We start from the raw sequence: 23,585 nt of genomic DNA, 5'->3' as shown, positions 1-23,585 counted from the left end.
GATCGCCGCAACCTGTCAGGAAAACTCACAGATGAGCCGAGACCTCCCGCCCCTCAATGCCTTGCGTGCATTCGAGGCCACCGCGCGCCTTAACAGCGTCAGCCAGGCCGCTGAGCAACTGCATGTGACCCACGGCGCAGTAAGTCGCCAGTTGAAGGTGCTCGAAGAACACCTGGGCGTCAGCCTGTTCGTCAAAGAGGGTCGTGGCCTTAAACTCACAGATGCCGGGGTACGGCTGCGGGATGCCAGCGGCGAGGCGTTCGAGCGCTTGAGGGATGTGTGTGCCGAACTTACTCAGAGCAGCGTGGATGCCCCATTTGTGCTCGGTTGCTCAGGCAGTTTGCTCGCGCGCTGGTTGATCCCGCGGCTTGGCCGGCTGAATGCCGATCTGCCGGACCTGCGCCTGCATCTTTCGGCGGGCGATGGCGATCTGGACCCGCGTCGGCCTGGGCTGGATGCCTTGCTGGTGTTCGCCGAACCGCCATGGCCGGCGGATATGCAAGTGTACGAGTTGGCCAGTGAACGTATCGGGCCGGTAATGAGCCCGCGCTTCAGCGGCTACGAGCGTTTGCGCCAGGCGCCCGCCTCGGCGTTGTGTGGCGAGGCGCTGTTGCACACCACTTCACGACCCCAGGCTTGGCCCAGCTGGGCGCAGCAATATGGCATCGCACCGGCGGCGTTAAAGCACGGGCAAGGCTTTGAGCATTTGTATTATTTGCTGGAGGCGGCAGTGGCCGGGCTGGGCGTGGCGATCGCGCCGGAGCCGTTGGTGGCAGAGGATCTGCGGGCCGGTCGCCTGGTGGCGCCGTGGGGTTTCAGCGAAACCCCGGCGCACCTGGCGTTGTGGCTACCCAAGCGCGCCGCGGATGGGCGCGCTCAGCAGTTGGCGCAATGGCTCAAGGCTGAGCTGTCGCGCCAACTGGTTTAGTCACCGCGCTTGCACAGCAGGTAAGCCGCCAGCAGGCCCAGTGCGCCAACGGCGACGCCGGCGGTGGTCCATGGGTGCTCTTGTGCGTAATCGCGAGTCGCCACGCCGGTTTCGCGCAGTTTGACTTTGCTTTCTTCGTAGGCGTCGGTGATCAGGTGACGGGAATGCTTGAGCGCGTTCTCGGCATTGCTTTTCAGGGCCTTCAAGGTTTTGCGCGACTCATCGGACGCATCGTCCTTGAGACTTTCAAGGGACTTGAGCAGGCTCGAAATCTCGGCTTCCATGCTTTCCAGCGACGCTTTGCGTAAAGAAGTGTTGGCCATGTGGACTCTCCTGAAGTGATTGAGTGGCGTGTGTAGATACCGACTGCGGGGTTTGCAGAAAGTGCAGTAAATCTGAACTTTCGGGTAGGAACGGCCGCCAGAAGCAGTACGAAGATTGACTGCTAGGCTGCATAAACCACCCTTAGGAGAAACACCATGAGCGATCATCACACGTACAAGAAAGTCGAATTGGTGGGTTCGTCCACCACCAGCATTGAAGACGCAATCAACAATGCCATCGCCGAAGCGAACAAGAGCCTCAAGCATCTGGAGTGGTTCGAAGTCACCGAAACCCGTGGCCATATCGAAAACGGCAAGGTGGCGCATTACCAGGTGACATTGAAAGTGGGATTCCGGATTGCCAGCAGTTGATCCCGTGAGTTGAACTTGCTGACTGGCCGATTGCCATAACCTGCGCTACACCGTTCGGGTGCCGATGCCATTGCAACGGTATGTCCATTTCGATCAGCGCAAGGAAGTAACGGATGAAGAAGCTCCTGTTAGCAGTAGGTTTGTTGAGCATTGCAGGCTCCGCACTGGCCGCGGGTAAGCCGTGTGAAGAGCTCAAAAGCGAAATTGCCGCGAAAATCGACGCCAAAGGTGCTTCGGGCTATTCGCTGGAAATCGTCGACAAAGGCGCTTCGACCGACGCCCAAGTGGTCGGTAGTTGCGAAGGCGGTACCAAGGAAATCGTCTACAAACGCGGCTAACCCCGTGTTGCAGACATAAAAAACCGACGCGGGTGCGTCGGTTTTTTTTCGCCTGAGGTTGGGTCAGCCCTTCATCAGCTGCGCCAGCAACTCGTAGGAATGAATCCGGTCGGCGTGTTCGTACAGGTCGCAGGTGAAGATCAACTCGTCGGCGCCGGTCTGTTCGATCAGCACCTCAAGTTTGGCGCGGATCTTCGCCGGGCTGCCCACCATGGCCAGGCCGAGGAAGCTGCCGACTGCGTCCTTTTCATGGGGCAACCACAGGCCGTCCATGGTTTTCACTGGTGGGCGCTGCACCAGGCTCTGGCCGCGCATCAAGGCGAGGATGCGCTGGTAGACAGACGTCGCCAGGTAATCGGCCTGCTCGTCGGTATCGGCCGCCACCAGCGGAATGCCCAACATCACGTAGGGTTTATCCAACACGGCTGAAGGCTTGAAGTGGTTGCGGTACACGCGAATCGCTTCGTGCATAAGGCGCGGTGCGAAATGGGAGGCGAAGGCGTAAGGCAAACCGCGCTCGCCGGCCAGTTGCGCACTGAACAGGCTCGAACCCAGCAGCCACACCGGTACGTTGGTGCCGGTGCCGGGTACGGCGATGACCCTTTGATCTGGCGTGCGCGGCCCCAGGTAGGCCATCAGTTCGGCCACGTCTTCGGGGAAGTCATCGGCGCTGCCCGAGCGCTCACGGCGCAGGGCGCGGGCGGTCATCTGGTCGGAGCCAGGCGCGCGGCCCAGGCCCAGGTCAATGCGCCCGGGGTACAGGCTTTCGAGGGTGCCAAACTGCTCGGCGATCACCAGCGGCGCGTGGTTGGGCAGCATCACGCCGCCGGAGCCGACGCGAATCGTCGAGGTGCCGCCGGCCAGATAGCCGAGCAATACTGAAGTGGCTGAGCTGGCGATGCCATCCATGTTGTGGTGTTCAGCCACCCAGAAGCGGTTGTAGCCGAATTTTTCCAGGTGCTGAGCCAGGTCCAGGGAATTGCGCAGGGACTGCGCCGGGCTGCCATTGGCCCGCACGGGCACCAGGTCGAGGGCGGAAAACTTAATGTCGGACAGCGATTTCATAAGCCTGCTTCTCCAGTAGGGGCGCAGGCTTCTTAAGACGAACCAAAACCTGCCGCTTCATGTGCATGTTCTATGCAATGAGGGCATATACCCGAGATTCAATAGTGCGTGTAAAAAATCCTACTTAATTGCTGGGTTTTTCCTACGACTGAACTTTGCCAGAGCTTCTATCCTCAGAACCTTACTGAAGCAAAACCACCGTTCGAGGAGAAAGCTATGAGTATCGTTAAAAAGGCATCCGCGCATTGGGAAGGTGATCTGAAGACAGGTGTGGGCTCCATTTCCACCGAAACCGGCGTACTGCGTGAAGCGCCTTATGGTTTCAAGGCCCGTTTTGAAGGCGGCAAAGGCACCAACCCGGAAGAACTGATCGGCGCCGCCCACGCCGGCTGTTTCTCCATGGCGTTTTCCATGATTCTGGGCGATGCCGGCCTTAAGGCTGACAGCATCGACACCCAGGCAGACGTGACCTTGGACCAGGTCGACGGTGGCTTTGCGATCACCGCCGTGCACCTGACGCTCAAGGCCAAGATCCCAGGCGCCAGCCAGGCCCAGTTCGATGAACTGAGCAAAAAGGCCAAGGAAGGTTGCCCGGTATCCAAGGTGTTGAATGCAACCATCACCCTGGATGGCACGCTCGTAAACTGACACAAGGTCCATCGTGGGAGGGCGTAAGCCGCCTCCCGCGATGTTCTGCGTTAAATCAGAACTCCCGATTCGCAACTGTGGTCCTATACCCTATGCAGCCTAGTCGCACACTCGTGCGCAATGCATTCAGGGAGCTTCAACATGAAACGTTTTGCCTTGGCGATCATCTGCGGTGTGTTGGCCACATCGGCCGTGGCCGCTCCAAAAAATTGTGAAGAACTCAGGAAAGAGATCGAAGTGAAGATCCAGGCCAAGGCGATTCCGTCCTACACCCTGGAAATCATCACCGCCGAAGAAGCGAAGAACCACGACAGCGCCATGATCGTCGGTACGTGCGAAAACGGCACCAAACGCATCATCTACCAGAAAAACAACGACTGATTAAAGGCAGTTCACACTGCGCTCCTCTGCCAGCAACTGACGGCCCGAGTCGTAGAGCCGGATGTTGGGCGTGAAGGCCAGCGAGCGACCTTCCAGCAGGTAGCGCTGGCCGGCCTGGAAGTGGTCGTACTGCAACGTCATAAAACAGGTTCGGTACATCATCTGGCTGAGGCTACCTAGGCCGCCACCCGCCGGCACCTCAAAATCAAACCGCACCATCAGTTCATGGGCGCCGGGCGGCATTTGGAAGTAGCGCCCGTCGTCGAGATTCTTGCCGTCCAGACGCTGTGCCATCACCAGCTTCGCCCCCGGAGTGGGCGTGATGAAATCGACCCATGCCTGTTGTGGGTCGGCCGACGGCACCGGCGTTGTGGTGCAGGCACTCAGAAGTAAGGCAGCGGCGGCAAACAGCAATGGGCGCATGGCACAGTCTCTATGCAGGATGAGGTTTGAGTATAAACACCTCAGGCCGTGGAAAAATTCCCGGCAGGCACGCTAGTCTGGCGCGCACATTACCCAGGAGCAGTCGGAATATGGTCAGGCGTTTTGTTGTTGCGGCGTTGACTGTGCTGCTGAGCGGTTGCTCCAGTGTCACTTACTACAGCCAATTGGCGAGCGGTCAATGGCAGTTATTGCGCGCCCGCGAGCCCGTGGCCCAAGTCATTGCCGACCCGACGCGCCCGCAAGTACTGCGCGAACACCTGGCACAAGCGCAGAAGGCACGCACCTTCGCCAGCGACCATCTGCACTTGCCCGATAACCTGAGTTACAGGCTGTACGCGGACATCGGTCGTCCCTATGTGGTCTGGAATGTCTTTGCCACGCAGGAGTTTTCTCTGACGCCTCAGACCCATTGCTTTCCCATTGCCGGCTGCGTGGCCTATCGCGGTTATTACAACCAGGGCGCCGCACGGGGTGAGGCGGCAATGTTGAAGCTGCAAGGCATGGATGTGGCGATCGGCGGCGTGGAGGCTTATTCCACCCTGGGGTGGTTCGACGACCCGATCATGAATTCGATGTTGAACTGGGGCGATGAGCGGCTGGCCACGTTGATCTTCCATGAATTGGCTCACCAGCGTTTCTATGTAAAAGACGACACGGAGTTCAACGAGTCGTTTGCCAGTTTCGTCGAGCAAGAAGGCACGCGCCAATGGCGTGCAGCGAGGGGGCTGGGGCCGATCAGCAATACCCAGGCGCGGCAGCGCGAGCAATTTATCCGCCTGATCCTCGACACCCGCCAATGCCTGGAAAAACTCTACGCACAGCCCTTGGCCCCGGAGGTGATGCGGCAGGCCAAGGCGGCGCAGTTCGAGCAATTGCGCCACGACTATCGACAACTGCGCGACACCCAGTGGGCGGGCGATAAACGCTATGACGCCTGGATCAATCAGCCGATGAATAACGCTCGGCTGCTGCCGTTTGGGCTGTATGACCAGTGGGTGCCGGCGTTTGCGGCGTTGTTTGCCCAGCAAGGTGGGGATTGGCTGAAATTCTACGCCGCGGTGGAAAAGATGGGCGAGATGCCGCAGATGCAGCGCAAGGCTGCGTTAAGGCAGTTGGAGGGTGTGGGCTTGTAGGGCCTCATCGGGGGCAAGCCCCCTCCCACCTTTTTACGCTGCACAGCTTGCCCCCGGTGACGATTTTTAAGGCCGCTGCAAAAACGCCCCGTGCATCGCGGCCAATGTCTCGAAATGCCAGGTCGGCGCTTCGGCATTCAATTCTTCAAAGCTGCCAAATCCATACCCCACCGCCGCCGAATCCAGCCCATTGCTACGGGCGCCGATCAGGTCGTGCTTGCGATCGCCGATCATCAGGGTGTTGGCCGGGTCCAGGCCCTCTTCTTTGATCAGGTGGGCAATCAGCTCGACCTTATTTGTGCGGGTACCGTCCAGCTCGCTGCCGTAAATCACCTTGAAGTGCTTGGCAAAGTCGAAATGCCGCGCAATTTCCCGGGCAAATTCCCACGGCTTGGAGGTGGCGATGTACAGCTGGCGGCCTTGGTTGTTGAGTGCCTCCAGCAACGGCATCACCCCGTCGAATACGCGGTTTTCGTACAACCCGGTGACCTTGAAGCGCTCGCGATAGAAATTCACCGCGTCCCAGGCCTTGGCTTCATCGAAGTCATAGAACTGCATAAAGGCTTGCAGCAACGGCGGGCCAATGAAGTGTTCCAGGCGGGTCAGGTCTGGTTCATCAATGCCCAACTTGGCGAGGGCGTACTGGATCGAGCGGGTGATGCCTTCGCGCGGGTCGGTGAGGGTGCCGTCCAGATCGAACAGCACGGTGGAGTAATGCAGGGTCATCGGTCGAATCCTTCCGCCAGGTGCAGGTCTTTGAGCTTCACGTAGTTCGCCGCGCTGTAGGTGAAAAAGGCGCGTTCCTTGTCAGTCAGCGCACGGATTTGTTTCACCGGGCTGCCCACATACAAAAAACCGCTTTCCAGCGTCTTGCCCGGCGGCACCAGGCTGCCGGCGCCGATGATCACGTCATCCTCCACCACTGCGCCGTCCATCACGATGCTGCCCATGCCGATCAGGATACGGCTGCCCACCGTGCAACCATGCAGCATGACCTTGTGGGCGATGGTCACATCGTCGCCGATCAGCAGCGGGAAACCGTCGGGGTTGAAGGGCCCGGCGTGGGTGATGTGCAGCACGCAGCCATCTTGGATGCTGGTGCGCGCGCCGATACGGATGCGGTGCATGTCGCCGCGAATCACGGTCAGCGGCCATACGGAGCTGTCGGGGCCGATTTCGACATCGCCGATCACCACCGCCGAAATATCGACAAACGCCCCGACGCCCAGGGTTGGCGTGTGGTTCTGATAGGTGCGAAGGGTCACGATAGCTTCTCTCTCTTTTGCTGATAGCTGCGGTGGGCATTGATTGTAATTAAGATGGCCCCATCTTTGTTCTTACATGTTTCTCCAGCCAAGGTACCCACCGTGAGCGCGAACAACCCTCTTCTGCAGCCCTACGACCTGCCGCCGTTCTCGGCGATCCGTGCCGAGCACGTTCAGCCGGCCATTGAACAGATCCTCGCCGACAGCCGCGTTGCCATCGAAGGCATCCTGCAAAGCCAGGGGAAAAATCCGACATGGGCCGGCTTGGTCCTGGCCATGGATGAACTCAATGATCGCCTGGGCGCGGCCTGGAGCCCGGTGAGCCACCTCAACGCCGTGTGTAACAGCGCTGAATTGCGTGAAGCCTACGAGGCGTGCCTGCCGGCACTGAGTGCTTATTCCACCGAAATGGGCCAGAACCGCGAGTTGTTCCAGGCCTTCGAAGCCTTGGCCAATAGCCCGGAAGCCGCTGGCTTCGATGTGGCGCAAAAAACCATCCTCGAACACTCCCTGCGCGACTTCCGCCTGTCGGGTATCGATTTACCGCCCGAGCAGCAGAAACGTTATGCCGAAGTGCAAAGCAAACTCTCCGAGCTGGGCAGCAAGTTTTCCAACCAACTGCTCGACGCCACCCAGGCCTGGACCAAGCACGTCACCGATGAAGCTATCCTCGCCGGCCTGACTGACTCGGCCAAGGCGCAGATGGCCGCCGCCGCACAGGCCGTGGGCCTCGAAGGTTGGCTGATCACCCTGGAATTCCCTAGCTACTACGCGGTGATGACCTACGCCCAGGACCGCGCCCTGCGTGAGGAAATCTACGCAGCCTACTGCACCCGTGCGTCGGACCAAGGCCCGAATGCCGGTCAGAACGATAACGGCCCGGTGATGGAACAGATCCTCGACCTGCGTCAGGAACTGGCCAGCCTGCTGGGCTACGCCTCGTTCTCCGAACTGAGCCTGGCCACCAAAATGGCCGAGTCCAGCGACCAAGTGCTGAGCTTCCTACGTGACCTGGCCAAGCGCAGTAAGCCGTTTGCCGCTCAGGACCTGGAGCAGCTCAGGGCCTACGCCGCCGAACAGGGCTGTGCCGATTTGCAGAGCTGGGACAGCGGTTACTACGGCGAAAAACTGCGCGAGCAGCGCTACAGCGTGTCCCAGGAAGCCCTGCGCGCCTACTTCCCGATCGACAAAGTGCTGAGCGGCCTGTTCGCCATCGTGCAGCGCTTGTATGGCATTGAGATCGCCGAGCAAAAGGGTTTCGACACCTGGCACCCGGACGTTCGCCTGTTCGAAATCAAGGAAAACGGCCAGCACGTCGGACGCTTCTTTTTCGACCTGTACGCCCGCGCCAACAAGCGCGGCGGCGCCTGGATGGACGGCGCGCGCGACCGTCGTCGCACCATCGATGGCGTGCTGCAAAGCCCGGTGGCCAACCTGGTGTGCAACTTCGCCCCGGCCGACAGCGGCAAGCCTGCTCTGCTGACCCACGATGAAGTCACCACGTTGTTCCACGAATTCGGTCACGGCCTGCACCACCTGCTGACCCGTGTCGACCACGCTGGTGTCTCCGGGATCAACGGTGTGGCGTGGGATGCGGTGGAGTTGCCGAGCCAGTTCATGGAGAACTGGTGCTGGGAGCCCGAGGGTCTGGCGCTGATCTCCGGCCACTATGAAACCGGCGAGCCGCTGCCCCAGGACCTGCTGGAAAAAATGCTTGCGGCGAAGAACTTCCAATCCGGCCTGATGATGGTGCGGCAGCTGGAGTTCTCGCTGTTCGACTTCGAACTGCATGCCACTCATGGCGATGGTCGCAGCGTGGCGCAGGTGCTTGAAGGAGTACGCGACGAGGTTTCGGTCATGCGCCCGCCGGCCTACAACCGGTTCCCCAACAGCTTTGCGCACATCTTCGCCGGTGGTTACGCGGCGGGGTACTACAGCTACAAATGGGCCGAAGTGCTATCGGCGGATGCCTTCTCCAAGTTCGAAGAAGAGGGCGTGCTCAATGCTGAAACCGGCCGTGCGTTCCGTGATGCGATCCTGGCGCGTGGCGGTTCCCAGGCACCGATGGTGCTGTTCGTCGATTTCCGCGGCCGCGAGCCTTCCATTGACGCTCTCTTGCGTCACAGCGGCTTGAGCGAGGAAGCAGCATGAGCCAAGGACCTGTAATCACCAAAAAGCAATTTATCGCCGGGGCTGTGTGCCCGGCGTGCAGCGAGCCGGACAAGCTGAAAATGTGGACGGAGGACAACGTGCCCCATCGCGAATGCGTGGCCTGCGGCTATACCGACACGCTCAATGACCAAGGCTTGTCGGTGCCCAAGGAACTGGGTACGCGGGTCAATACCTCGGCGCTGAAAGTGCCGGATCCGAAGGTGCAGGCGGTGCAGTTCTTTCCGAACCCAAAGCTGAAAAAAGACTGAAGAAACCTCACGCAATCATTTAGGAGCTGGGGGCTCGCAAAGAGCCTCAAGACAATGCGGTCATTCACGTGGCTGCATTGTTTTGATCACGTCCGCCCCTACTGCATCTGCTCCCTCCTTGTTTGAGGTGGAGATCCAATCCTTCATCGAACACAGTGCAAACGCGCTAGTGCTGCAATCTCCGTTTGCCAAGGCTGTGCGCAATTTGCCGACATCGGCCCGCATCATGTAGCGAACGCCGTCCTTGAAACCATTACTGTTGCCAAATCCACCCAGGGTCATTTCGTTCAGCGCGTCTTCTTTGCTCCACCCTTGAATTACTACCCGGTACATCGCTGCCATCAAGCCCGTACGGTCCGAACCATGCTTGCAGTGCATCAGCACTGGGCCGTTGCTCTCTGCTTGCTGAATGGCGCGTAGCGCCGCCAGTACGTCCGAATCATCAACGTGATTGGTGCGATAAGTCAGTTGCACTTGCTTGATATCGGCTGTTTTAAGCCAAGTGGCATCGGATTCCGGTAGGAAATTGATCACCGTGCCGATCTTCAGCTTTTCCAACAATGGCAGCGCGCCGCTATCCGGTAAGCCACTGCGGTACAACGTGGGGGTCATCTGGTGCAAGTTGTAGTGGGTATCAATCGGTTGCGCCCATTCGGGTGAGCGCACGGAAGTGATGATCTCATCGGCCTGCACGGGGGTAGTGGCGAACAGGCTGACGAGCGTGAGGCAGAGAGCCGCAAATAAGCCGTGTTTCAACATGGTCGACGTAACCGAAAGGAGCTAATGGCTTTCAGATTGCGTGACGTCGGGTCAATGCCGTGTGAGTCGGTCGTCAAAGAAGCGTGATTTGGCGGGCTTTGTGGCCGGTGATTTTCAGCTGAATCGATTTTCCTCGATGCTTAGCCTGCTATCATTCGTAACTATTCATGTCAGCTGTGTTCTATCTCTCTGAAACAGTTGGATCCAATTGCCCTGTAGACGCTCAAGCCGCTCGCCAGAAGCGGCTGTTCAATCCGTGACCACATGATGAGGTGCTCCATGTCTGATCAAGATCAAGACAACCCCCGGCGTGAGTTTTTACGCAAATCCTTGACCTTGATCCCGGTGGTCACGGTTGCCAGTACCGGCCTGGGTGGTTCGATGCTGATGGCCGCGCCTGAGCCGGCACAGGCCAGCGCGGCCAAGCCAGCGGTTAGCGAAAAAGCCTACGAACCCAGCTACTTCACGGCTGAGGAATGGGCGTTTATCCAGGCTGCCGTCGCGCGCTTGATCCCTGCCGATGCCCAAGGCCCTGGTGCCCTTGAAGCGGGTGCGCCGGAGTACATCGACCGTCAGATGAACACGCCCTATGCCAGTGGGGCGTTGTGGTACATGCAGGGGCCATTCAACGCCGATGCCGCCCCAGAGATGGGCTGGCAGAGCAAGTTGGTGCCCAAAGAGATCTATCGCCTGGGCATTGCCGCGACCGATGCCTGGTCGAAGGCATTCAATGGCAAAGCCTTTGCCGCTCAAGACAGCGCTACCCAGGACGATATGCTGCGTCGCCTTGAAGCTGGCGGCGGCGAGGTGTCGGCCCATTTCGAGGCGGTGCCGGCGAAGATGTTCTTCAACCTGTTACTGCAGAACACCAAAGAAGGGTTTTTCTGCGACCCGATTCACGGGGGCAATAAAGGCATGGTCGGCTGGACACTGATCGGTTTCCCCGGCGCGCGCGCCGACTTTATGGATTGGGTGGAACGCAACGAGCAATACCCCTTCCCGGCAGTTTCCATCCGCGGCGAGAGGGCATAAGCGTGGCGACCATCATGAAGAAAGTCGATGCAGTGATCGTAGGCTTTGGCTGGACCGGCGCGATCATGGCCAAGGAACTGACGGAAGCGGGCCTGAACGTGGTTGCGCTGGAGCGCGGCCCGATGCAGGACACCTACCCCGACGGCAACTATCCCCAGGTCATCGACGAACTGACCTACAGCGTGCGTAAAAAGCTCTTCCAGGATATTTCCAAAGAGACCGTAACCATTCGCCATAGTGTGAATGACGTAGCCTTGCCCAATCGGCAGCTCGGTGCATTCTTGCCCGGTAATGGCGTGGGCGGTGCGGGCTTGCACTGGTCGGGCGTGCATTTTCGCGTCGACCCTATTGAGCTGCGCATGCGCAGCCACTACGAAGAGCGCTACGGCAAGCACTTCATACCCAAGGACATGACCATCCAGGACTTCGGCGTCAGCTATGAAGAGCTGGAGCCGTTCTTCGACTATGCGGAAAAAGTCTTCGGCACCTCCGGCCAGGCCTGGACCGTCAAAGGTCAATTGGTGGGCGAAGGGCGCGGCGGCAACCCTTATGCGCCGGACCGCTCCAACCCGTTCCCCCTGCAAGCGCAGAAAAATACCGTCTCTGCACAGCTGTTTCAGAAAGCCGCTACGGAGGTGGGTTACAAGCCCTACAACCTGCCGTCGGCCAACACCTCGGGGCCTTATACCAACCCCTACGGTGCGCAAATGGGGCCGTGCAACTTCTGCGGTTTCTGCAGTGGCTACGTGTGCTACATGTACTCCAAGGCGTCGCCGAACGTGAACATCCTGCCGGCCCTGCGGCAGGTGCCGAATTTCGAACTGCGGCCCAATTCTCACGTACTCAAGGTCAACCTCGACAGCACCAAGCGCAAGGCCACCGGCGTGACCTACATCGACGGCCAGGGCCGCGAGTGCGAGCAGCCGGCGGACCTGGTAATCCTCGGTGCGTTCCAGTTCCATAACGTGCGTTTGATGCTGTTATCGGGTATCGGCAAGCCCTACGACCCGATCAGCGGCGAAGGCGTGGTCGGCAAGAACTTCGCTTACCAGAACATGGCCACCATCAAAGCGTTCTTTGACAAGGACACCCACACCAACAATTTCATCGGTGCCGGCGGCAACGGCGTGGCCATTGATGACTTCAACGCCGACAACTTCGACCACGGCCCCCACGGCTTTGTGGGCGGTTCGCCGATGTGGGTCAACCAGGCCGGCAGCCGGCCGATCGCAGGTACGTCCAACCCGCCGGGCACCCCCGCCTGGGGCAGTGCGTGGAAGCGCGCCACCGCCGATTACTACACCCATCAGGTGTCAATGGACGCCCACGGCGCTCATCAATCCTACCGGGGCAACTACCTGGATCTGGACCCGGTATACCGCGATGCCTACGGCCTGCCACTGCTGCGGATGACATTCGACTGGCAGGAAAACGACATCAAAATGAACCGCTTCATGGTCGAGAAAATGGGCAAGGTGGCGCAGGCCATGAACCCCAAGGCGATCGCTCTGCTGGGCAAGAAGGTCGGTGAGCACTTCAATACCGCGTCCTACCAGACCACCCACCTCAACGGTGGCGCGATCATGGGCACCGACCCGAAAACCAGCGCGGTCAACCGCTACCTGCAGTCCTGGGATGTGCACAACGTGTTTGTCCCGGGCGCATCCGCTTTCCCACAAGGCTTGGGTTACAACCCTACCGGCCTGGTGGCGGCGCTGACCTACTGGTCGGCCCGAGCGATCCGCGAGCAGTACCTGAAAAACCCCGGCCCGCTGGTTCAGGCATAAGGAGCGATGACCATGAAAGCATTTGTTATCGCGACCTTGGCGCTGCTCAGCAGTTGCTCGATCAGCGCCGCTGAAACCGACCTGATCAAGCAAGGCGAGTACCTGGCCCGCGCCGGTGACTGCGTGGCCTGCCACACCGCCAAGGGCGGCAAACCCTTTGCCGGTGGCCTGCCGATGGAAACCCCCATTGGTGTGATCTATTCCACCAACATCACCCCGGACAAGACCGGCCTGGGTGATTACAGCTTCGAGGACTTCGACAAGGCCGTGCGCCATGGCGTCGCCAAAAGCGGTAGTACGCTTTACCCAGCCATGCCCTACCCGTCTTACGCTCGTGTCAGCGAAAGCGATATGCAGGCGTTGTACGCGTATTTCATGAAAGGCGTCGAACCGGTCGCCCAAGCGAACAAGGACAGCGATATTCCCTGGCCCTTGAGCATGCGCTGGCCGTTGACGGCGTGGCGCTGGATGTTTGCGCCGGCCGTTGAGGATTATAAGGCCGTAGCGGGCTCCGACCCGGTGATCAGTCGCGGCGCCTATCTGGTGGAGGGCCTTGGCCACTGTGGCGCATGCCATACGCCGCGCGCCCTGACCATGCAGGAAAAAGCCCTGAGTGCTCAGGACGGCAGCGCGTTTCTGTCCGGCAGTGCGCCGTTGGAAGGTTGGATCGCCAAAAGCCTGCGCGGCGACCACAAGGACGGGCTCGGCAGCTGGAGCGAAGAGCAACTGGTGCAATTCCTCAAGACCGGTCGCAGTGACCGCAGCGCGGTGTTTGGCGGCATGAGCGATGTGGTCGTGCACAGCATGCAATACCTGTCGCAAGACGACCTGACCGCTATCGCCCGGTACCTCAAGAGTCTACCGGCGGTGGATCCCAAGGATCAGCCGCACCAGTACGACAAGCAGGTGGCGCAAGCCCTGTGGAAAGGCGACGACAGCCAGCGGGGTGCGTCGGTGTATATCGACAACTGCGCGGCCTGCCACCGTACCGACGGGCATGGTTATACACGGGTGTTCCCGGCGCTGGCGGGCAACCCGGTGTTGCAGACGGCGGATGCGACGTCGCTGATCAACATCGTGTTGAACGGCGGCACATTACCGGCCACCCACGCGGCACCGTCCACCTTCACCATGCCGGCGTTCGCCTGGCGTCTGTCGGACCAGGAAGTGGCGGATGTGGTGAGCTTTATCCGGGGCAGTTGGGGCAACCAAGGTGGGCCAGTCAAGGCCAGCGACGTGGCGGACCTGCGCAAAGACGACATGCGCACCACCTCCGGCGATGATCTGGGGCAAGTGACGAAAAAGCACTGATCTTGCATTGACCGCCAAACGGCACTGGTCAGACACCCTGCGCCTCGGTACTGTATATAAAAACAGTATCGAGGCGTTCTTATGTCGACTGCGCTGCCACCCCGGGGCCGGGGCACGGCCACCAACCTGCACAACCGCTTTGCGCCCACGGTCAGCGTGGTCGAGGATGACGGTTGGCATCAGGAAGTACCGCCGACCCAGGGCACCGAAGTGCGTATCGAGACGGCCAAGACCATCATCACGCGCAACAACTCACCAGACCTGCCGTTCGACCGCTCGATCAACCCTTATCGTGGCTGCGAGCATGGCTGTATTTACTGCTACGCGCGGCCCAGCCATGCCTATTGGGACATGTCCCCGGGGCTGGATTTCGAAACCCGTCTGATCGCCAAGCACAATGCCGCCCAGGTGCTGGAGCAGCAGCTGTCGAAACCGGGCTATGTGTGTGCGCCGATCAACCTCGGTTCCAACACCGATCCCTACCAACCCATCGAGCGCGAGCACCGCATCACCCGACAAATCTTGGAAGTGCTGCTGCGATACCGGCACCCGGTGACTATCATCACCAAGGGCTCGCTGATCCTGCGCGATCTGGACTTGCTCACCGAGTTGGCGCGCCAGCGTCTGGTGGCGGTGATGATCAGCCTCACCAGCCTGGACGATGAGCTCAAGCGCATCCTGGAGCCACGCACGGCGGCGCCCAAGGCGCGTCTGCGAGCGATTCGGGTGATGCGTGAGGCGGGGGTCCAGGTGGGCGTGCTGTGTTCGCCGATGATCCCGATGATCAACGACAGCGAGCTGGAAAGCCTGCTGAGCGAAGCCCATGCCGCCGGTGCCCAGAGCGCGGCCTACATGATGCTGCGCTTGCCGTTGGAGGTGGCGCCGCTGTTCGAAGAATGGCTGGCGGCGCATTATCCGCAGCGCGCGGCCCATGTGATGAGCCTGGTGCGCCAGGTGCGCGGCGGAGAGGTGTATGACAGCCGTTTCGGCGTGCGCATGCGCGGCGAAGGGCCGTTTGCCGATCTACTGGCCCAGCGCTTCAGCAAAGCGATCAAGCGTTTGGGGCTGGATCGTCGGGAAGGCTTCAATCTGGATTGCGAGGCGTTCTGTCCACCTGGCCGACAATTGGCATTGTTGTAGACTGGCTGGGAAGAATGCACCATTCCTGTAGGAATAGTCGCGTTTTGACATCACTGAAACCCGCGTTCTAGAGCGGTTCATTCAGTTTGAGTTAAGTTTCGATGGTTACCTTGTTCAGCGAGTGACTGATGAGTCGGCTCTGGAGTCCGTGGTGGTTTACAACTATTCCACTAGCCAGGCGTCGAACTGACCTGAAAACTCCCCTGCATTAATTAAGAGGATGAATCATGAGTGACAAGGATAAACAGCCGTTGGCTGCGTCGGCATCAGCCCCTCAGGTGGCAGAATCCGCCGATGCAGCGTTGCAACATATCGTTGACGGTTTTTTGCATTTCCATCACGACGTCTTCCCTCAGCAGGAAGAACTCTTCAAGAAACTCGCCACGGCCCAGAGCCCAAGAGCGATGTTCATCACCTGCGCAGACTCGCGCATCGTCCCTGAATTAATCACCCAAAGCTCGCCCGGCGACCTGTTCGTTACCCGTAACGTCGGTAATGTGGTGCCCCCTTACGGGCAGATGAACGGCGGTGTTTCCACTGCGATCGAGTACGCGGTGCTTGCCCTGGGTGTACAGCACATCATCGTCTGCGGGCATTCCGATTGCGGCGCCATGCGCGCGGTGCTCAACCCCGACAGCTTGGAGAAAATGCCCACGGTCAGGGCCTGGCTGCGGCACGCCGAGGTCGCCAAGGCCATGGTTCATGACAACTGCGACTGCGCCAATGAAGGCGAGAGCATGAAGGTGCTGACCGAAGAAAACGTCATCGCCCAGTTGCAGCATTTGCGCACCCACCCTTCGGTGGCTTCGCGCATGGCCAACGGTCAATTGTTTATCCACGGCTGGATTTACAACATCGAGACCAGTGAAATTCGCGCGTACGACGCGGAGCAATCAGCGTTCCGACCGTTGAGCGGTTCCGGACCTATCCCTTGCGCGACGCCTAAAGCGCGCTTCTAAAACACTTCCCTGCCGGGTAAAGCGGTGGCTGCCATGGACGCAGCCAGGCTTTACCGCGCCCGGCGAATGCCTCGGGAGAGCCATCATGCGTGCTGCTCAATTGAAAGCTGTACTGCCACGGGAGCTGCTCGCTTCGGTGGTTGTGTTTCTGGTCGCCCTGCCCCTGTGCATGGGCATCGCCATTGCGTCCGGCATGCCGCCGGCCAAGGGCCTGATCACCGGCATCATCGGTGGCCTGGTGGTGGGCTGGCTGGCGGGGTCGCCGTTGCAAGTCAGCGGTCCGGCGGCGGGTTTGGCAGTGCTGGTGTTCGAGTTGGTGCGCCAGCACGGCATGCTGATGCTCGGGCCTATCCTGCTGCTGGCGGGTTTCCTGCAACTGGTGGCCGGACGATTGCGCCTGGGCTGCTGGTTTCGTGTGACCGCACCGGCGGTGGTCTACGGCATGCTGGCGGGGATTGGCGTGCTGATTGTGCTGTCGCAGGTCCATGTGATGCTCGACGCCGCGCCCAAGCCTTCAGGGCTGGATAACCTGGCGGGCTTCCCGGCCGCGCTGGCCGAGGCGATCCCCACCCTTGGCGGTGGCCTCGGCTGGCAAGCGGGACTGCTTGGTTTGTCCACCATGCTGGTGATGTACCTGTGGGACAAACTGCGCCCGCAGTCACTACGATTCGTGCCGGGAGCCTTGCTCGGTGTTGGCCTGGCGACGGTCACCAGCCTGGTGCTGGCGCTGCAGGTCAAGCGGGTGGAGGTGCCGGAGAACCTCGCCGATGCCATCGACTGGCTGCGCCCCAGCGACCTGCTCAACCTGGCTGACCCCCAACTGCTGATCGCCGCGTTCGCCGTTGCTTTCATTGCCAGCGCCGAAACCCTGCTCTCCGCGGCGGCTGTGGATCGCATGCACAGTGGTCAACGTTCCGATTTTGATAAGGAATTATCTGCCCAAGGTGTAGGCAACATGCTGTGTGGTCTGGTGGGCGCCCTGCCGATGACCGGTGTGATTGTGCGCAGTTCGGCCAACGTCCAAGCAGGCGCTACCACGCGGCTGTCAGCGATGTTCCACGGCGTGTGGCTGTTGGGTTTTGTGCTGCTGCTGTCGAGTGTGCTGCAAAGCATTCCGGTCGCAAGCCTGGCGGGTGTGCTGGTGTACACCGGGATCAAGCTGGTGGACGTCAAGGCGTTCAAGGCGCTGGGGCGCTACGGACGGATGCCGATGTTCACCTATGCCGCCACAGCGCTGGCAATCATCTTCACTGACTTGCTGACGGGTGTGCTGGTGGGCTTCGGGCTGACCCTGGTCAAGCTGGCGTTCAAAGCGTCGCGCTTGAAAGTCAGCCTGATCGATCTGCCTCAGGACGGTGAGATGGAACTGCGGTTGATTGGCGCGGCGACGTTTCTCAAAGTACCGGCGCTGACTCAGGTGCTGTCGACTGTGCCTACCGGCACCACGGTGCATGTGCCGCTTAACAACCTGAGCTACATCGACCATTCCTGCCTGGAGTTGCTGGAAGAATGGGGCCGGGCAAATGCGGCCAAAGGGTCGAAGTTGGTGATTGAGGCGCGGGGGTTGAAGCGCAGGCTCGAAGGCCGAATCAGGACGACGACGGGGATCGGCTCGGCACCCTCTATCGGCTGACGGAGCCGGATCAAATGCGGGAGAGGGTTACCACCCTCCCGCATTAGATTGAAAATTCAAGCCGGCTGATCCAGCTCCAGCTCAACACCCAACTGGCGCGACAGGCACGGCCAGCGCTTCCACGCGGCTTCCGTTTCCGGGCTTTTGAGCTGCTCGCGATAGGTCTCCACAGACTCCAGCGCAAAGCTGTCCTCGTTGAGCATTTCATCCACGGCGTGGTGTACGGCTTCATCCAGCTGGTTGGCGAATGCCTCGCCGATCAACTGATGGGCGATCACGTTGGCGACGGTGATATCCACCGGAATCAATGGCTGGCCAAAGTGCTTGATATACAAGTCGTTGACCTCTTCCACCAGACGATGGGCCAGGTACGCTTCATCCAGCAGACCGTCGAGCCCTTCGTGGCCTTGCAGCAAAGCGGGCGGTTGCAGGAAAAAATGCTCGGCGATCTTCAGGACGGGTTTGATCTGACTTTCGATACCGGCCTCGCGCGCCACCTCGTTGGCCGCATCCAGCAGGTCCGGCACGAGGTCGATGTAGGCAGTGACAAAGCGGGTCATGATGGCGACGTGATCACCGTCAGCCAGGGAAATGGCCGAATGCAGGTGCGGCAATTGTTTTTCCAGCTGGCAACCCAGCTGGCCCGTTTCGGTCTCGTGTTGATGGGCACGGGAAATCTGCTCGCGCAATGCGGCGGTGTTCATGAACGCTCCAGTAGTGCAGGCATAAGAAGAAAGAGCATAAGGTAGCTCGTTTATACGAGAGCCTCAGATGCATTTGTCATAATTATTTCACGGTTATACGCAGGCGTTATATCGGATAGCCATCGTTCGTCGGAAAATCGATTCCGCCCCCCGCTTCCATTGGGTTTCCACCCAGCCTTTTCGGCTCATTTGCCCCTACACATTGCGGGGTTGCAGACCCTGTCTATACTCGGATTTGTACGCGATTAGCTGATGACGCCAGACTGCATAAGCAGGCAAGGCTAAGCGGTTGTAAGCAGTATGGAAGCCGCTCCCTTCGACGCAGGTGCAAACCGGCGGGATAACAAGAACGATAAGGGGAACCCGCAATGATGCGACATCCACACGTTTGGATGGGCCTCCTGTTGTGGTCGGTATTCGGCCAGGCGCACGCCGCTTGGACCACGAATATGGCGCCAGGGGCGACAGAAGTCAGTCACGCTGTGTTCGACCTGCATATGACCATTTTCTGGATCTGTGTGGTGATCGGCATCGTCGTGTTCGGCGCCATGTTCTGGTCGATGATGGTCCACCGCCGCTCCACCGGGCAGGTCGCCGCCAAGTTCCACGAGAGCACCACCGTGGAAATCCTCTGGACTGTCGTGCCCCTGCTGATCCTGATCGCGATGGCCATCCCGGCCACCAAGACCCTGATCAATATCTACGACAGCAGTGAATCGGATATCGATATCCAGGTCACCGGCTATCAGTGGAAGTGGCACTACAAATACCTGGGCCAGGATGTGGAGTTCTTCAGCAACCTGGCCACACCCGCCGAACAGATCCGTAACCAGGCTACCAAGGGCGAGCATTATCTGCTGGAAGTCGACCAGCCGCTGGTGCTGCCGGTGGGCGCCAAGGTGCGCTTTCTGGTGACGGCCGCCGACGTGATCCATTCCTGGTGGGTGCCGGCCTTCGCGGTCAAGCGCGATGCCATTCCGGGGTTCGTCAACGAAGCCTGGACCCGTGTCGAGAAGCCCGGCCTCTACCGTGGCCAATGCGCCGAGCTGTGCGGCAAGGACCACGGTTTCATGCCCATCGTGGTGGAGGTCAAGTCCAAGGCCGACTACGACACCTGGCTGGGCGAGCGCAAGGCCGAAGCCGCCAAGCTTAAGGAGCTGACATCCAAAGAGTGGACCCTCGACGAGCTGGTGGCTCGTGGCGACAAGGTCTATCACACCACCTGTGTGGCCTGCCACCAGGCCGAGGGCCAGGGCCTGCCGCCGATGTTCCCGGCGCTCAAGGGCTCGAAGATCGCTACGGGGCCTGCGGCCGATCACCTGAGCATCGTGTATCACGGTAAGCCGGGAACCGCGATGGCCGCGTTCGGCAAGCAGCTCTCGGAAGTGGATATCGCCGCCGTAGTGACTTACGAGCGCAACGCCTGGGGCAACAACAAAGGCGACATGGTCACGCCTAAAGACGTGTTGGCCATCAAGCAGGCGGAAAGCAAATGACTCCTTTCATTGCAAATGCCCTGAACCGCCCCGCCCCTTCGTTTGCAGGAGAACGGCCATGAGCGCTGTGATCGATGACCATGGCCACGCCAGTGACCATGCCCACGGCCCCGCCAAAGGTTTGATGCGCTGGGTGCTGACCACCAACCACAAAGACATCGGCACGATGTATCTGTGGTTTGCCTTCACCATGTTCTTGTTGGGCGGCTCCTTCGCCATGGTGATTCGCGCCGAGTTATTCCAACCGGGTTTGCAAATTGTGGAACCCGCGTTCTTCAACCAGATGACCACCATGCACGGCCTGATCATGGTGTTCGGCGCGGTGATGCCGGCATTTGTCGGCCTGGCCAACTGGATGATCCCGCTAATGATCGGTGCCCCCGACATGGCCCTGCCGCGCATGAATAACTTCAGTTTCTGGCTGTTGCCGGCGGCGTTCCTGTTGTTGGTGTCGACTTTGTTCACGCCAGGCGGTGGGCCGAATTTCGGCTGGACCTTCTACGCGCCGCTCTCCACGACCTATGCGCCGGAAAGCGTGACGTTCTTCATCTTCGCCATTCACCTGATGGGCATCAGTTCGATCATGGGTGCGATCAACGTGGTCGCCACCATCCTCAACCTGCGTGCGCCCGGCATGACATTGATGAAGATGCCGCTGTTCGTGTGGACCTGGTTGATCACCGCGTTCCTGCTGATCGCGGTCATGCCGGTGCTGGCCGGCTGCGTGACCATGATGCTGATGGATATCCACTTCGGTACCAGCTTCTTCAGTGCCGCCGGTGGCGGTGATCCGGTGCTGTTCCAGCATGTGTTTTGGTTCTTCGGCCACCCTGAGGTGTACATCATGATCCTGCCGGCCTTCGGCGCCGTCAGCTCGATCATCCCGACCTTCTCGCGCAAGCCATTGTTCGGTTACACCTCGATGGTCTACGCCACGGCGAGCATCGCGTTTCTGTCGTTTATCGTGTGGGCGCACCACATGTTCGTGGTGGGCATTCCGCTGGTGGGCGAGTTGTTCTTTATGTACGCCACGTTGCTGATCGCCGTGCCCACGGGGGTGAAGGTGTTCAACTGGGTCAGCACCATGTGGCAAGGCTCGCTGACCTTCGAGACGCCGATGCTGTTTGCCGTGGCCTTTGTGATTCTGTTCACCATCGGCGGCTTCTCTGGCCTGATGCTGGCGATTGCGCCGGCGGACTTCCAGTACCACGACACCTACTTCGTGGTGGCGCACTTCCATTACGTACTGGTGCCCGGCGCGATCTTCGGCATCTTCGCCTCGGCGTACTACTGGCTGCCGAAATGGACCGGCCATATGTACGACGAAACCCTGGGCAAGCTGCACTTCTGGCTGTCTTTCGTGGGCATGAACATGGCGTTCTTCCCGATGCACTTCGTGGGCCTGGCGGGCATGCCGCGGCGGGTGCCGGACTACAACCTGCAGTTCGCTGACTTCAACATGGTGTCTTCGATTGGCGCCTTTATGTTCGGCGCTACGCAGATCTTCTTCCTGTTTATCGTGATCAAGTGCATCCGTGGCGGCCCGCCCGCGCCGGCCAAGCCGTGGGATGGCGCCGAAGGCCTGGAATGGAGCATTCCATCGCCGGCGCCGTACCACACCTTCACCACGCCGCCGGAGGTCAAATGAATACGCCGATCCCCTGTGGGAGGGGGCTTGCTCCCGATGACGGTATGTCAGCCGACATCACCCTGGTTTGCGACGCAGCAGGTGGGCGTCATGGCTGACTCCGTGCCCGTCAGGCGGCTGGTCACGCGGCTGTTGATCCTGGTGGTGGCGATGTTCGCCTTCGGGTTCGCCCTGGTGCCCATCTACGACGTGATGTGCAAGGCATTTGGCATCAACGGCAAGACCGCTGGGCAGTACGAGGGCTCGCAGGTAGTGGACCCGTCGCGCCAGGTGCGCGTGCAGTTTCTGGCCACCAATGCCATCGACATGGTCTGGGAGTTTCGCTCCAAGGCCGATGAACTGGTGGTTAACCCTGGGGCGGTAAACGAGATGCTGTTCGTGGCCTATAACCCCAGCAATAAGCCAATGACCGCCCAGGCCATTCCGAGCATTTCCCCGGCCGAAGCGGCGGTGTATTTCCACAAAACCGAGTGTTTTTGCTTCACCCAGCAAGTGCTACAGCCTGGCGAGCGCATCGAAATGCCCGTGCGTTTCATTGTCGATCGCGACATGCCCAAGGATGTAAAGCATTTGACCCTGGCGTACACGCTGTTCGATATCACTGCGCGCCAACCGCCCGTGGCTGCCCATAGCGGCGGCTAGCTACTGTTTGCCCGCTCAATCAGGAGAGCGAATACATGTCGACTCATGATACGTACTACGTACCAGCGCAAAGCAAATGGCCAATAATTGCCACGTTCGGCCTGTTGATCACCGTGTACGGCCTGGGCCTGTGGTTTAACGATCTCAAGGCCGCGCGCCCGGAATCCCACGGGCCGTGGATCTTTTTCGTCGGTGGCCTGCTGTTGGCCTACATGCTGTTCGGCTGGTTCGGCGCGGTGATCAAGGAAAGTCGCGCCGGTTTGTACAGTTCGCAGATGGACCGCTCGTTCCGCTGGGGCATGAGTTGGTTCATCTTTTCCGAAGTGATGTTCTTTATCGCGTTCTTCGGTGCGCTGTTCTATGTGCGGCATGTGTCCGGTCCGGCGTTGGCGGGCGAAGGCCCTAAGGGCATTGCGCACATGCTGTGGCCGAACTTCGAGTTTGCCTGGCCGTTGCTCAACAACCCGGACCCGAAACTCTATCCAGCGCCGGAGGGCACTATCAGCCCGTGGGGCTTGCCGTTGGTCAATACGATCCTGCTGGTCAGTTCCAGCGTGACCATCACCATTGCCCACCATGCCCTGCGTAAAGGCCATCGCGGTGCTCTGAAACTCTGGCTGGCGATCACCGTGCTGCTGGGCTTGGCGTTCCTGGGGTTCCAGGCCGAGGAATACATCCACGCCTATAAAGAGCTGGGTCTGACCTTGGGCTCGGGCGTGTACGGCGCGACCTTCTTTATGCTCACCGGTTTTCACGGCGCCCACGTGACCATCGGCACGATCATTCTGTTTGTGATGCTGATGCGCATCCTGCGCGGGCATTTCAATGCCGAGCACCAGTTCGGCTTCGAAGCGGCCAGTTGGTATTGGCACTTTGTGGATGTGGTGTGGATCGGCCTGTTTTTCTTCGTTTACGTGCTGTAGGGCGTTTCACCACGGCGCGTGCGACACCAACTGGCCGCTGAAAAATCCCCAGGTAATCAAGCCGAGGGTGATCACGGCCAGCACTACGCGCACGGTCAGGGCAGTGACGAGGCGGTTGGAGTGGCCCTCGTCCTTGACCAGAAAGAACAAGCCACTGAACAGGCTCACGACGGTCGCGATCAGCATCAGGGCAATAGCTGCTTTGAGCATGGTGCGGCTCCTGGGCTTTCGAGG

The 23,585-nt window shown here is 59.9% G+C and carries 26 protein-coding genes; 18 read left to right on the top strand and 8 right to left on the bottom strand.

Annotated features, from left to right (window positions below):
- Positions 1 to 31: 31 nt before the first annotated feature.
- Positions 32 to 928 (top strand): LysR family transcriptional regulator, encoded by an 897-nt coding sequence (locus tag ACFZPT_RS00320; protein ID WP_099312996.1) that lies wholly within the window; start codon positions 32 to 34, stop codon positions 926 to 928.
- Here ACFZPT_RS00320 and ACFZPT_RS00315 read toward each other — a convergent pair.
- Positions 925 to 1,251: a YqjD family protein gene (locus tag ACFZPT_RS00315; protein ID WP_034101663.1), complete on the bottom strand. Its 327-nt coding sequence runs from the start codon at positions 1,249 to 1,251 to the stop codon at positions 925 to 927. The two genes, ACFZPT_RS00320 and ACFZPT_RS00315, sit on opposite strands and share 4 nt — an antisense overlap.
- 156 nt (positions 1,252 to 1,407) lie before the next feature.
- Between ACFZPT_RS00315 and ACFZPT_RS00310 the strand changes: the two genes are divergently transcribed.
- Both ACFZPT_RS00310 and ACFZPT_RS00305 read left to right on the top strand, forming a co-directional pair.
- Positions 1,408 to 1,623, top strand: coding sequence for a dodecin (locus ACFZPT_RS00310; protein ID WP_003170747.1), 216 nt, complete (start codon positions 1,408 to 1,410; stop codon positions 1,621 to 1,623).
- A gap of 113 nt (positions 1,624 to 1,736) precedes the next feature.
- Complete coding sequence (locus ACFZPT_RS00305) at positions 1,737 to 1,961, top strand: DUF1161 domain-containing protein (RefSeq protein WP_034136332.1); 225 nt, start codon at positions 1,737 to 1,739, stop codon at positions 1,959 to 1,961.
- Between the two features lie 63 nt (positions 1,962 to 2,024).
- Here ACFZPT_RS00305 and ACFZPT_RS00300 read toward each other — a convergent pair whose 3' ends face one another.
- Entirely contained in the window at positions 2,025 to 3,026 is a 1,002-nt protein-coding gene (locus ACFZPT_RS00300; protein WP_034111111.1) for an LLM class flavin-dependent oxidoreductase, read from the bottom strand.
- Between the two features lie 216 nt (positions 3,027 to 3,242).
- Here ACFZPT_RS00300 and ACFZPT_RS00295 point away from each other — a divergent pair, with 216 nt between their 5' ends.
- Positions 3,243 to 3,674 carry an OsmC family protein gene (locus ACFZPT_RS00295; protein WP_034101667.1) on the top strand — a complete coding sequence of 144 codons (432 nt, stop codon included), beginning with the start codon at positions 3,243 to 3,245 and terminating at the stop codon, positions 3,672 to 3,674.
- A gap of 141 nt (positions 3,675 to 3,815) precedes the next feature.
- The gene (locus tag ACFZPT_RS00290; RefSeq protein ID WP_099312979.1) at positions 3,816 to 4,055 is read left to right on the top strand and encodes a DUF1161 domain-containing protein; all 240 of its coding nucleotides are present in this window, start codon (positions 3,816 to 3,818) and stop codon (positions 4,053 to 4,055) included.
- Here ACFZPT_RS00290 and ACFZPT_RS00285 read toward each other — a convergent pair whose 3' ends face one another.
- Positions 4,056 to 4,478 (bottom strand): hypothetical protein, encoded by a 423-nt coding sequence (locus tag ACFZPT_RS00285; RefSeq protein WP_034101670.1) that lies wholly within the window; start codon positions 4,476 to 4,478, stop codon positions 4,056 to 4,058.
- 110 nt (positions 4,479 to 4,588) lie between these two features.
- Between ACFZPT_RS00285 and ACFZPT_RS00280 the strand changes: the two genes are divergently transcribed.
- The gene (locus ACFZPT_RS00280; RefSeq protein ID WP_034111113.1) at positions 4,589 to 5,632 is read left to right on the top strand and encodes an aminopeptidase; all 1,044 of its coding nucleotides are present in this window, start codon (positions 4,589 to 4,591) and stop codon (positions 5,630 to 5,632) included.
- Positions 5,633 to 5,698: 66 nt separating this feature from the next.
- On the opposite strand, the gene ACFZPT_RS00275 is transcribed toward ACFZPT_RS00280, so the two are convergent.
- Together ACFZPT_RS00275 and ACFZPT_RS00270 are read right to left on the bottom strand one after the other, a co-directional pair.
- Positions 5,699 to 6,358, bottom strand: coding sequence for an HAD family hydrolase (locus ACFZPT_RS00275; RefSeq protein ID WP_099312980.1), 660 nt, complete (start codon positions 6,356 to 6,358; stop codon positions 5,699 to 5,701).
- Positions 6,355 to 6,897: a gamma carbonic anhydrase family protein gene (locus ACFZPT_RS00270; RefSeq protein ID WP_034111115.1), complete on the bottom strand. Its 543-nt coding sequence runs from the start codon at positions 6,895 to 6,897 to the stop codon at positions 6,355 to 6,357. Before ACFZPT_RS00270 ends, ACFZPT_RS00275 begins: the two co-directional genes overlap by 4 nt.
- A 54-nt stretch (positions 6,898 to 6,951) precedes the next feature.
- Here ACFZPT_RS00270 and prlC point away from each other — a divergent pair, with 54 nt between their 5' ends.
- Both prlC and ACFZPT_RS00260 read left to right on the top strand, forming a co-directional pair.
- On the top strand, positions 6,952 to 9,048 hold the full coding sequence (prlC, locus tag ACFZPT_RS00265) for an oligopeptidase A (protein WP_169902272.1): 2,097 nt from the start codon (positions 6,952 to 6,954) through the stop codon (positions 9,046 to 9,048).
- Positions 9,045 to 9,317, top strand: coding sequence for a YheV family putative zinc ribbon protein (locus tag ACFZPT_RS00260; protein ID WP_034101676.1), 273 nt, complete (start codon positions 9,045 to 9,047; stop codon positions 9,315 to 9,317). The genes prlC and ACFZPT_RS00260 overlap by 4 nt, the downstream gene beginning before the upstream one ends.
- 60 nt (positions 9,318 to 9,377) lie before the next feature.
- Here ACFZPT_RS00260 and ACFZPT_RS00255 read toward each other — a convergent pair whose 3' ends face one another.
- Positions 9,378 to 10,076: a dual specificity protein phosphatase family protein gene (locus tag ACFZPT_RS00255; protein WP_099312981.1), complete on the bottom strand. Its 699-nt coding sequence runs from the start codon at positions 10,074 to 10,076 to the stop codon at positions 9,378 to 9,380.
- Positions 10,077 to 10,355: 279 nt separating this feature from the next.
- Here ACFZPT_RS00255 and ACFZPT_RS00250 point away from each other — a divergent pair, with 279 nt between their 5' ends.
- The 6 genes from ACFZPT_RS00250 (at position 10,356) to ACFZPT_RS00225 (ending at position 17,938) form a co-directional block, all read left to right on the top strand.
- Positions 10,356 to 11,108: a gluconate 2-dehydrogenase subunit 3 family protein gene (locus tag ACFZPT_RS00250; protein ID WP_040266521.1), complete on the top strand. Its 753-nt coding sequence runs from the start codon at positions 10,356 to 10,358 to the stop codon at positions 11,106 to 11,108.
- Positions 11,109 to 11,110: 2 nt separating this feature from the next.
- Positions 11,111 to 12,895: a GMC family oxidoreductase gene (locus ACFZPT_RS00245; protein WP_034101680.1), complete on the top strand. Its 1,785-nt coding sequence runs from the start codon at positions 11,111 to 11,113 to the stop codon at positions 12,893 to 12,895.
- A gap of 12 nt (positions 12,896 to 12,907) precedes the next feature.
- Positions 12,908 to 14,206, top strand: a complete 1,299-nt coding sequence (locus tag ACFZPT_RS00240) for a cytochrome c (RefSeq protein WP_099312982.1) — start codon at positions 12,908 to 12,910, stop codon at positions 14,204 to 14,206.
- Positions 14,207 to 14,287: 81 nt separating this feature from the next.
- Entirely contained in the window at positions 14,288 to 15,346 is a 1,059-nt protein-coding gene (locus ACFZPT_RS00235) for a PA0069 family radical SAM protein (RefSeq protein ID WP_099312983.1), read from the top strand.
- Positions 15,347 to 15,573: 227 nt separating this feature from the next.
- Entirely contained in the window at positions 15,574 to 16,305 is a 732-nt protein-coding gene (locus tag ACFZPT_RS00230; protein ID WP_034101684.1) for a carbonic anhydrase, read from the top strand.
- A gap of 85 nt (positions 16,306 to 16,390) precedes the next feature.
- Positions 16,391 to 17,938, top strand: coding sequence for a SulP family inorganic anion transporter (locus ACFZPT_RS00225; RefSeq protein WP_034101685.1), 1,548 nt, complete (start codon positions 16,391 to 16,393; stop codon positions 17,936 to 17,938).
- Between the two features lie 56 nt (positions 17,939 to 17,994).
- Here the strand turns inward: ACFZPT_RS00225 and ACFZPT_RS00220 are convergent, their stop codons facing one another.
- A complete protein-coding gene (locus ACFZPT_RS00220) occupies positions 17,995 to 18,642 on the bottom strand; it encodes a hypothetical protein (protein WP_034101686.1) in 648 nt (215 codons plus the stop codon).
- Between the two features lie 368 nt (positions 18,643 to 19,010).
- Between ACFZPT_RS00220 and coxB the strand changes: the two genes are divergently transcribed.
- The 4 genes from coxB to ACFZPT_RS00200 all read left to right on the top strand — a co-directional run bounded on the left by coxB (position 19,011) and on the right by ACFZPT_RS00200 (position 23,351).
- Positions 19,011 to 20,138 (top strand): cytochrome c oxidase subunit II, encoded by a 1,128-nt coding sequence (coxB, locus tag ACFZPT_RS00215; RefSeq protein ID WP_034101688.1) that lies wholly within the window; start codon positions 19,011 to 19,013, stop codon positions 20,136 to 20,138.
- Between the two features lie 58 nt (positions 20,139 to 20,196).
- Entirely contained in the window at positions 20,197 to 21,786 is a 1,590-nt protein-coding gene (gene ctaD, locus ACFZPT_RS00210; RefSeq protein WP_034101690.1) for a cytochrome c oxidase subunit I, read from the top strand.
- 90 nt (positions 21,787 to 21,876) lie between these two features.
- Positions 21,877 to 22,428, top strand: a complete 552-nt coding sequence (locus ACFZPT_RS00205) for a cytochrome c oxidase assembly protein (RefSeq protein ID WP_099312985.1) — start codon at positions 21,877 to 21,879, stop codon at positions 22,426 to 22,428.
- Between the two features lie 35 nt (positions 22,429 to 22,463).
- Positions 22,464 to 23,351, top strand: a complete 888-nt coding sequence (locus tag ACFZPT_RS00200) for a cytochrome c oxidase subunit 3 (protein ID WP_034101692.1) — start codon at positions 22,464 to 22,466, stop codon at positions 23,349 to 23,351.
- Between the two features lie 6 nt (positions 23,352 to 23,357).
- On the opposite strand, the gene ACFZPT_RS00195 is transcribed toward ACFZPT_RS00200, so the two are convergent.
- Complete coding sequence (locus ACFZPT_RS00195; protein ID WP_034101693.1) at positions 23,358 to 23,561, bottom strand: twin transmembrane helix small protein; 204 nt, start codon at positions 23,559 to 23,561, stop codon at positions 23,358 to 23,360.
- Positions 23,562 to 23,585 lie beyond the last annotated feature (24 nt).

Origin of the sequence: Pseudomonas sp. MD330_10, from assembly GCF_042610415.1 — a bacterium.
In the GTDB taxonomy this organism is placed as follows: Bacteria; Pseudomonadota; Gammaproteobacteria; order Pseudomonadales; family Pseudomonadaceae; genus Aquipseudomonas; species Aquipseudomonas rhodesiae.
Note: the sequence above shows the minus strand (reverse complement) of the source record. Positions and strands in the feature narration are given on the sequence as shown.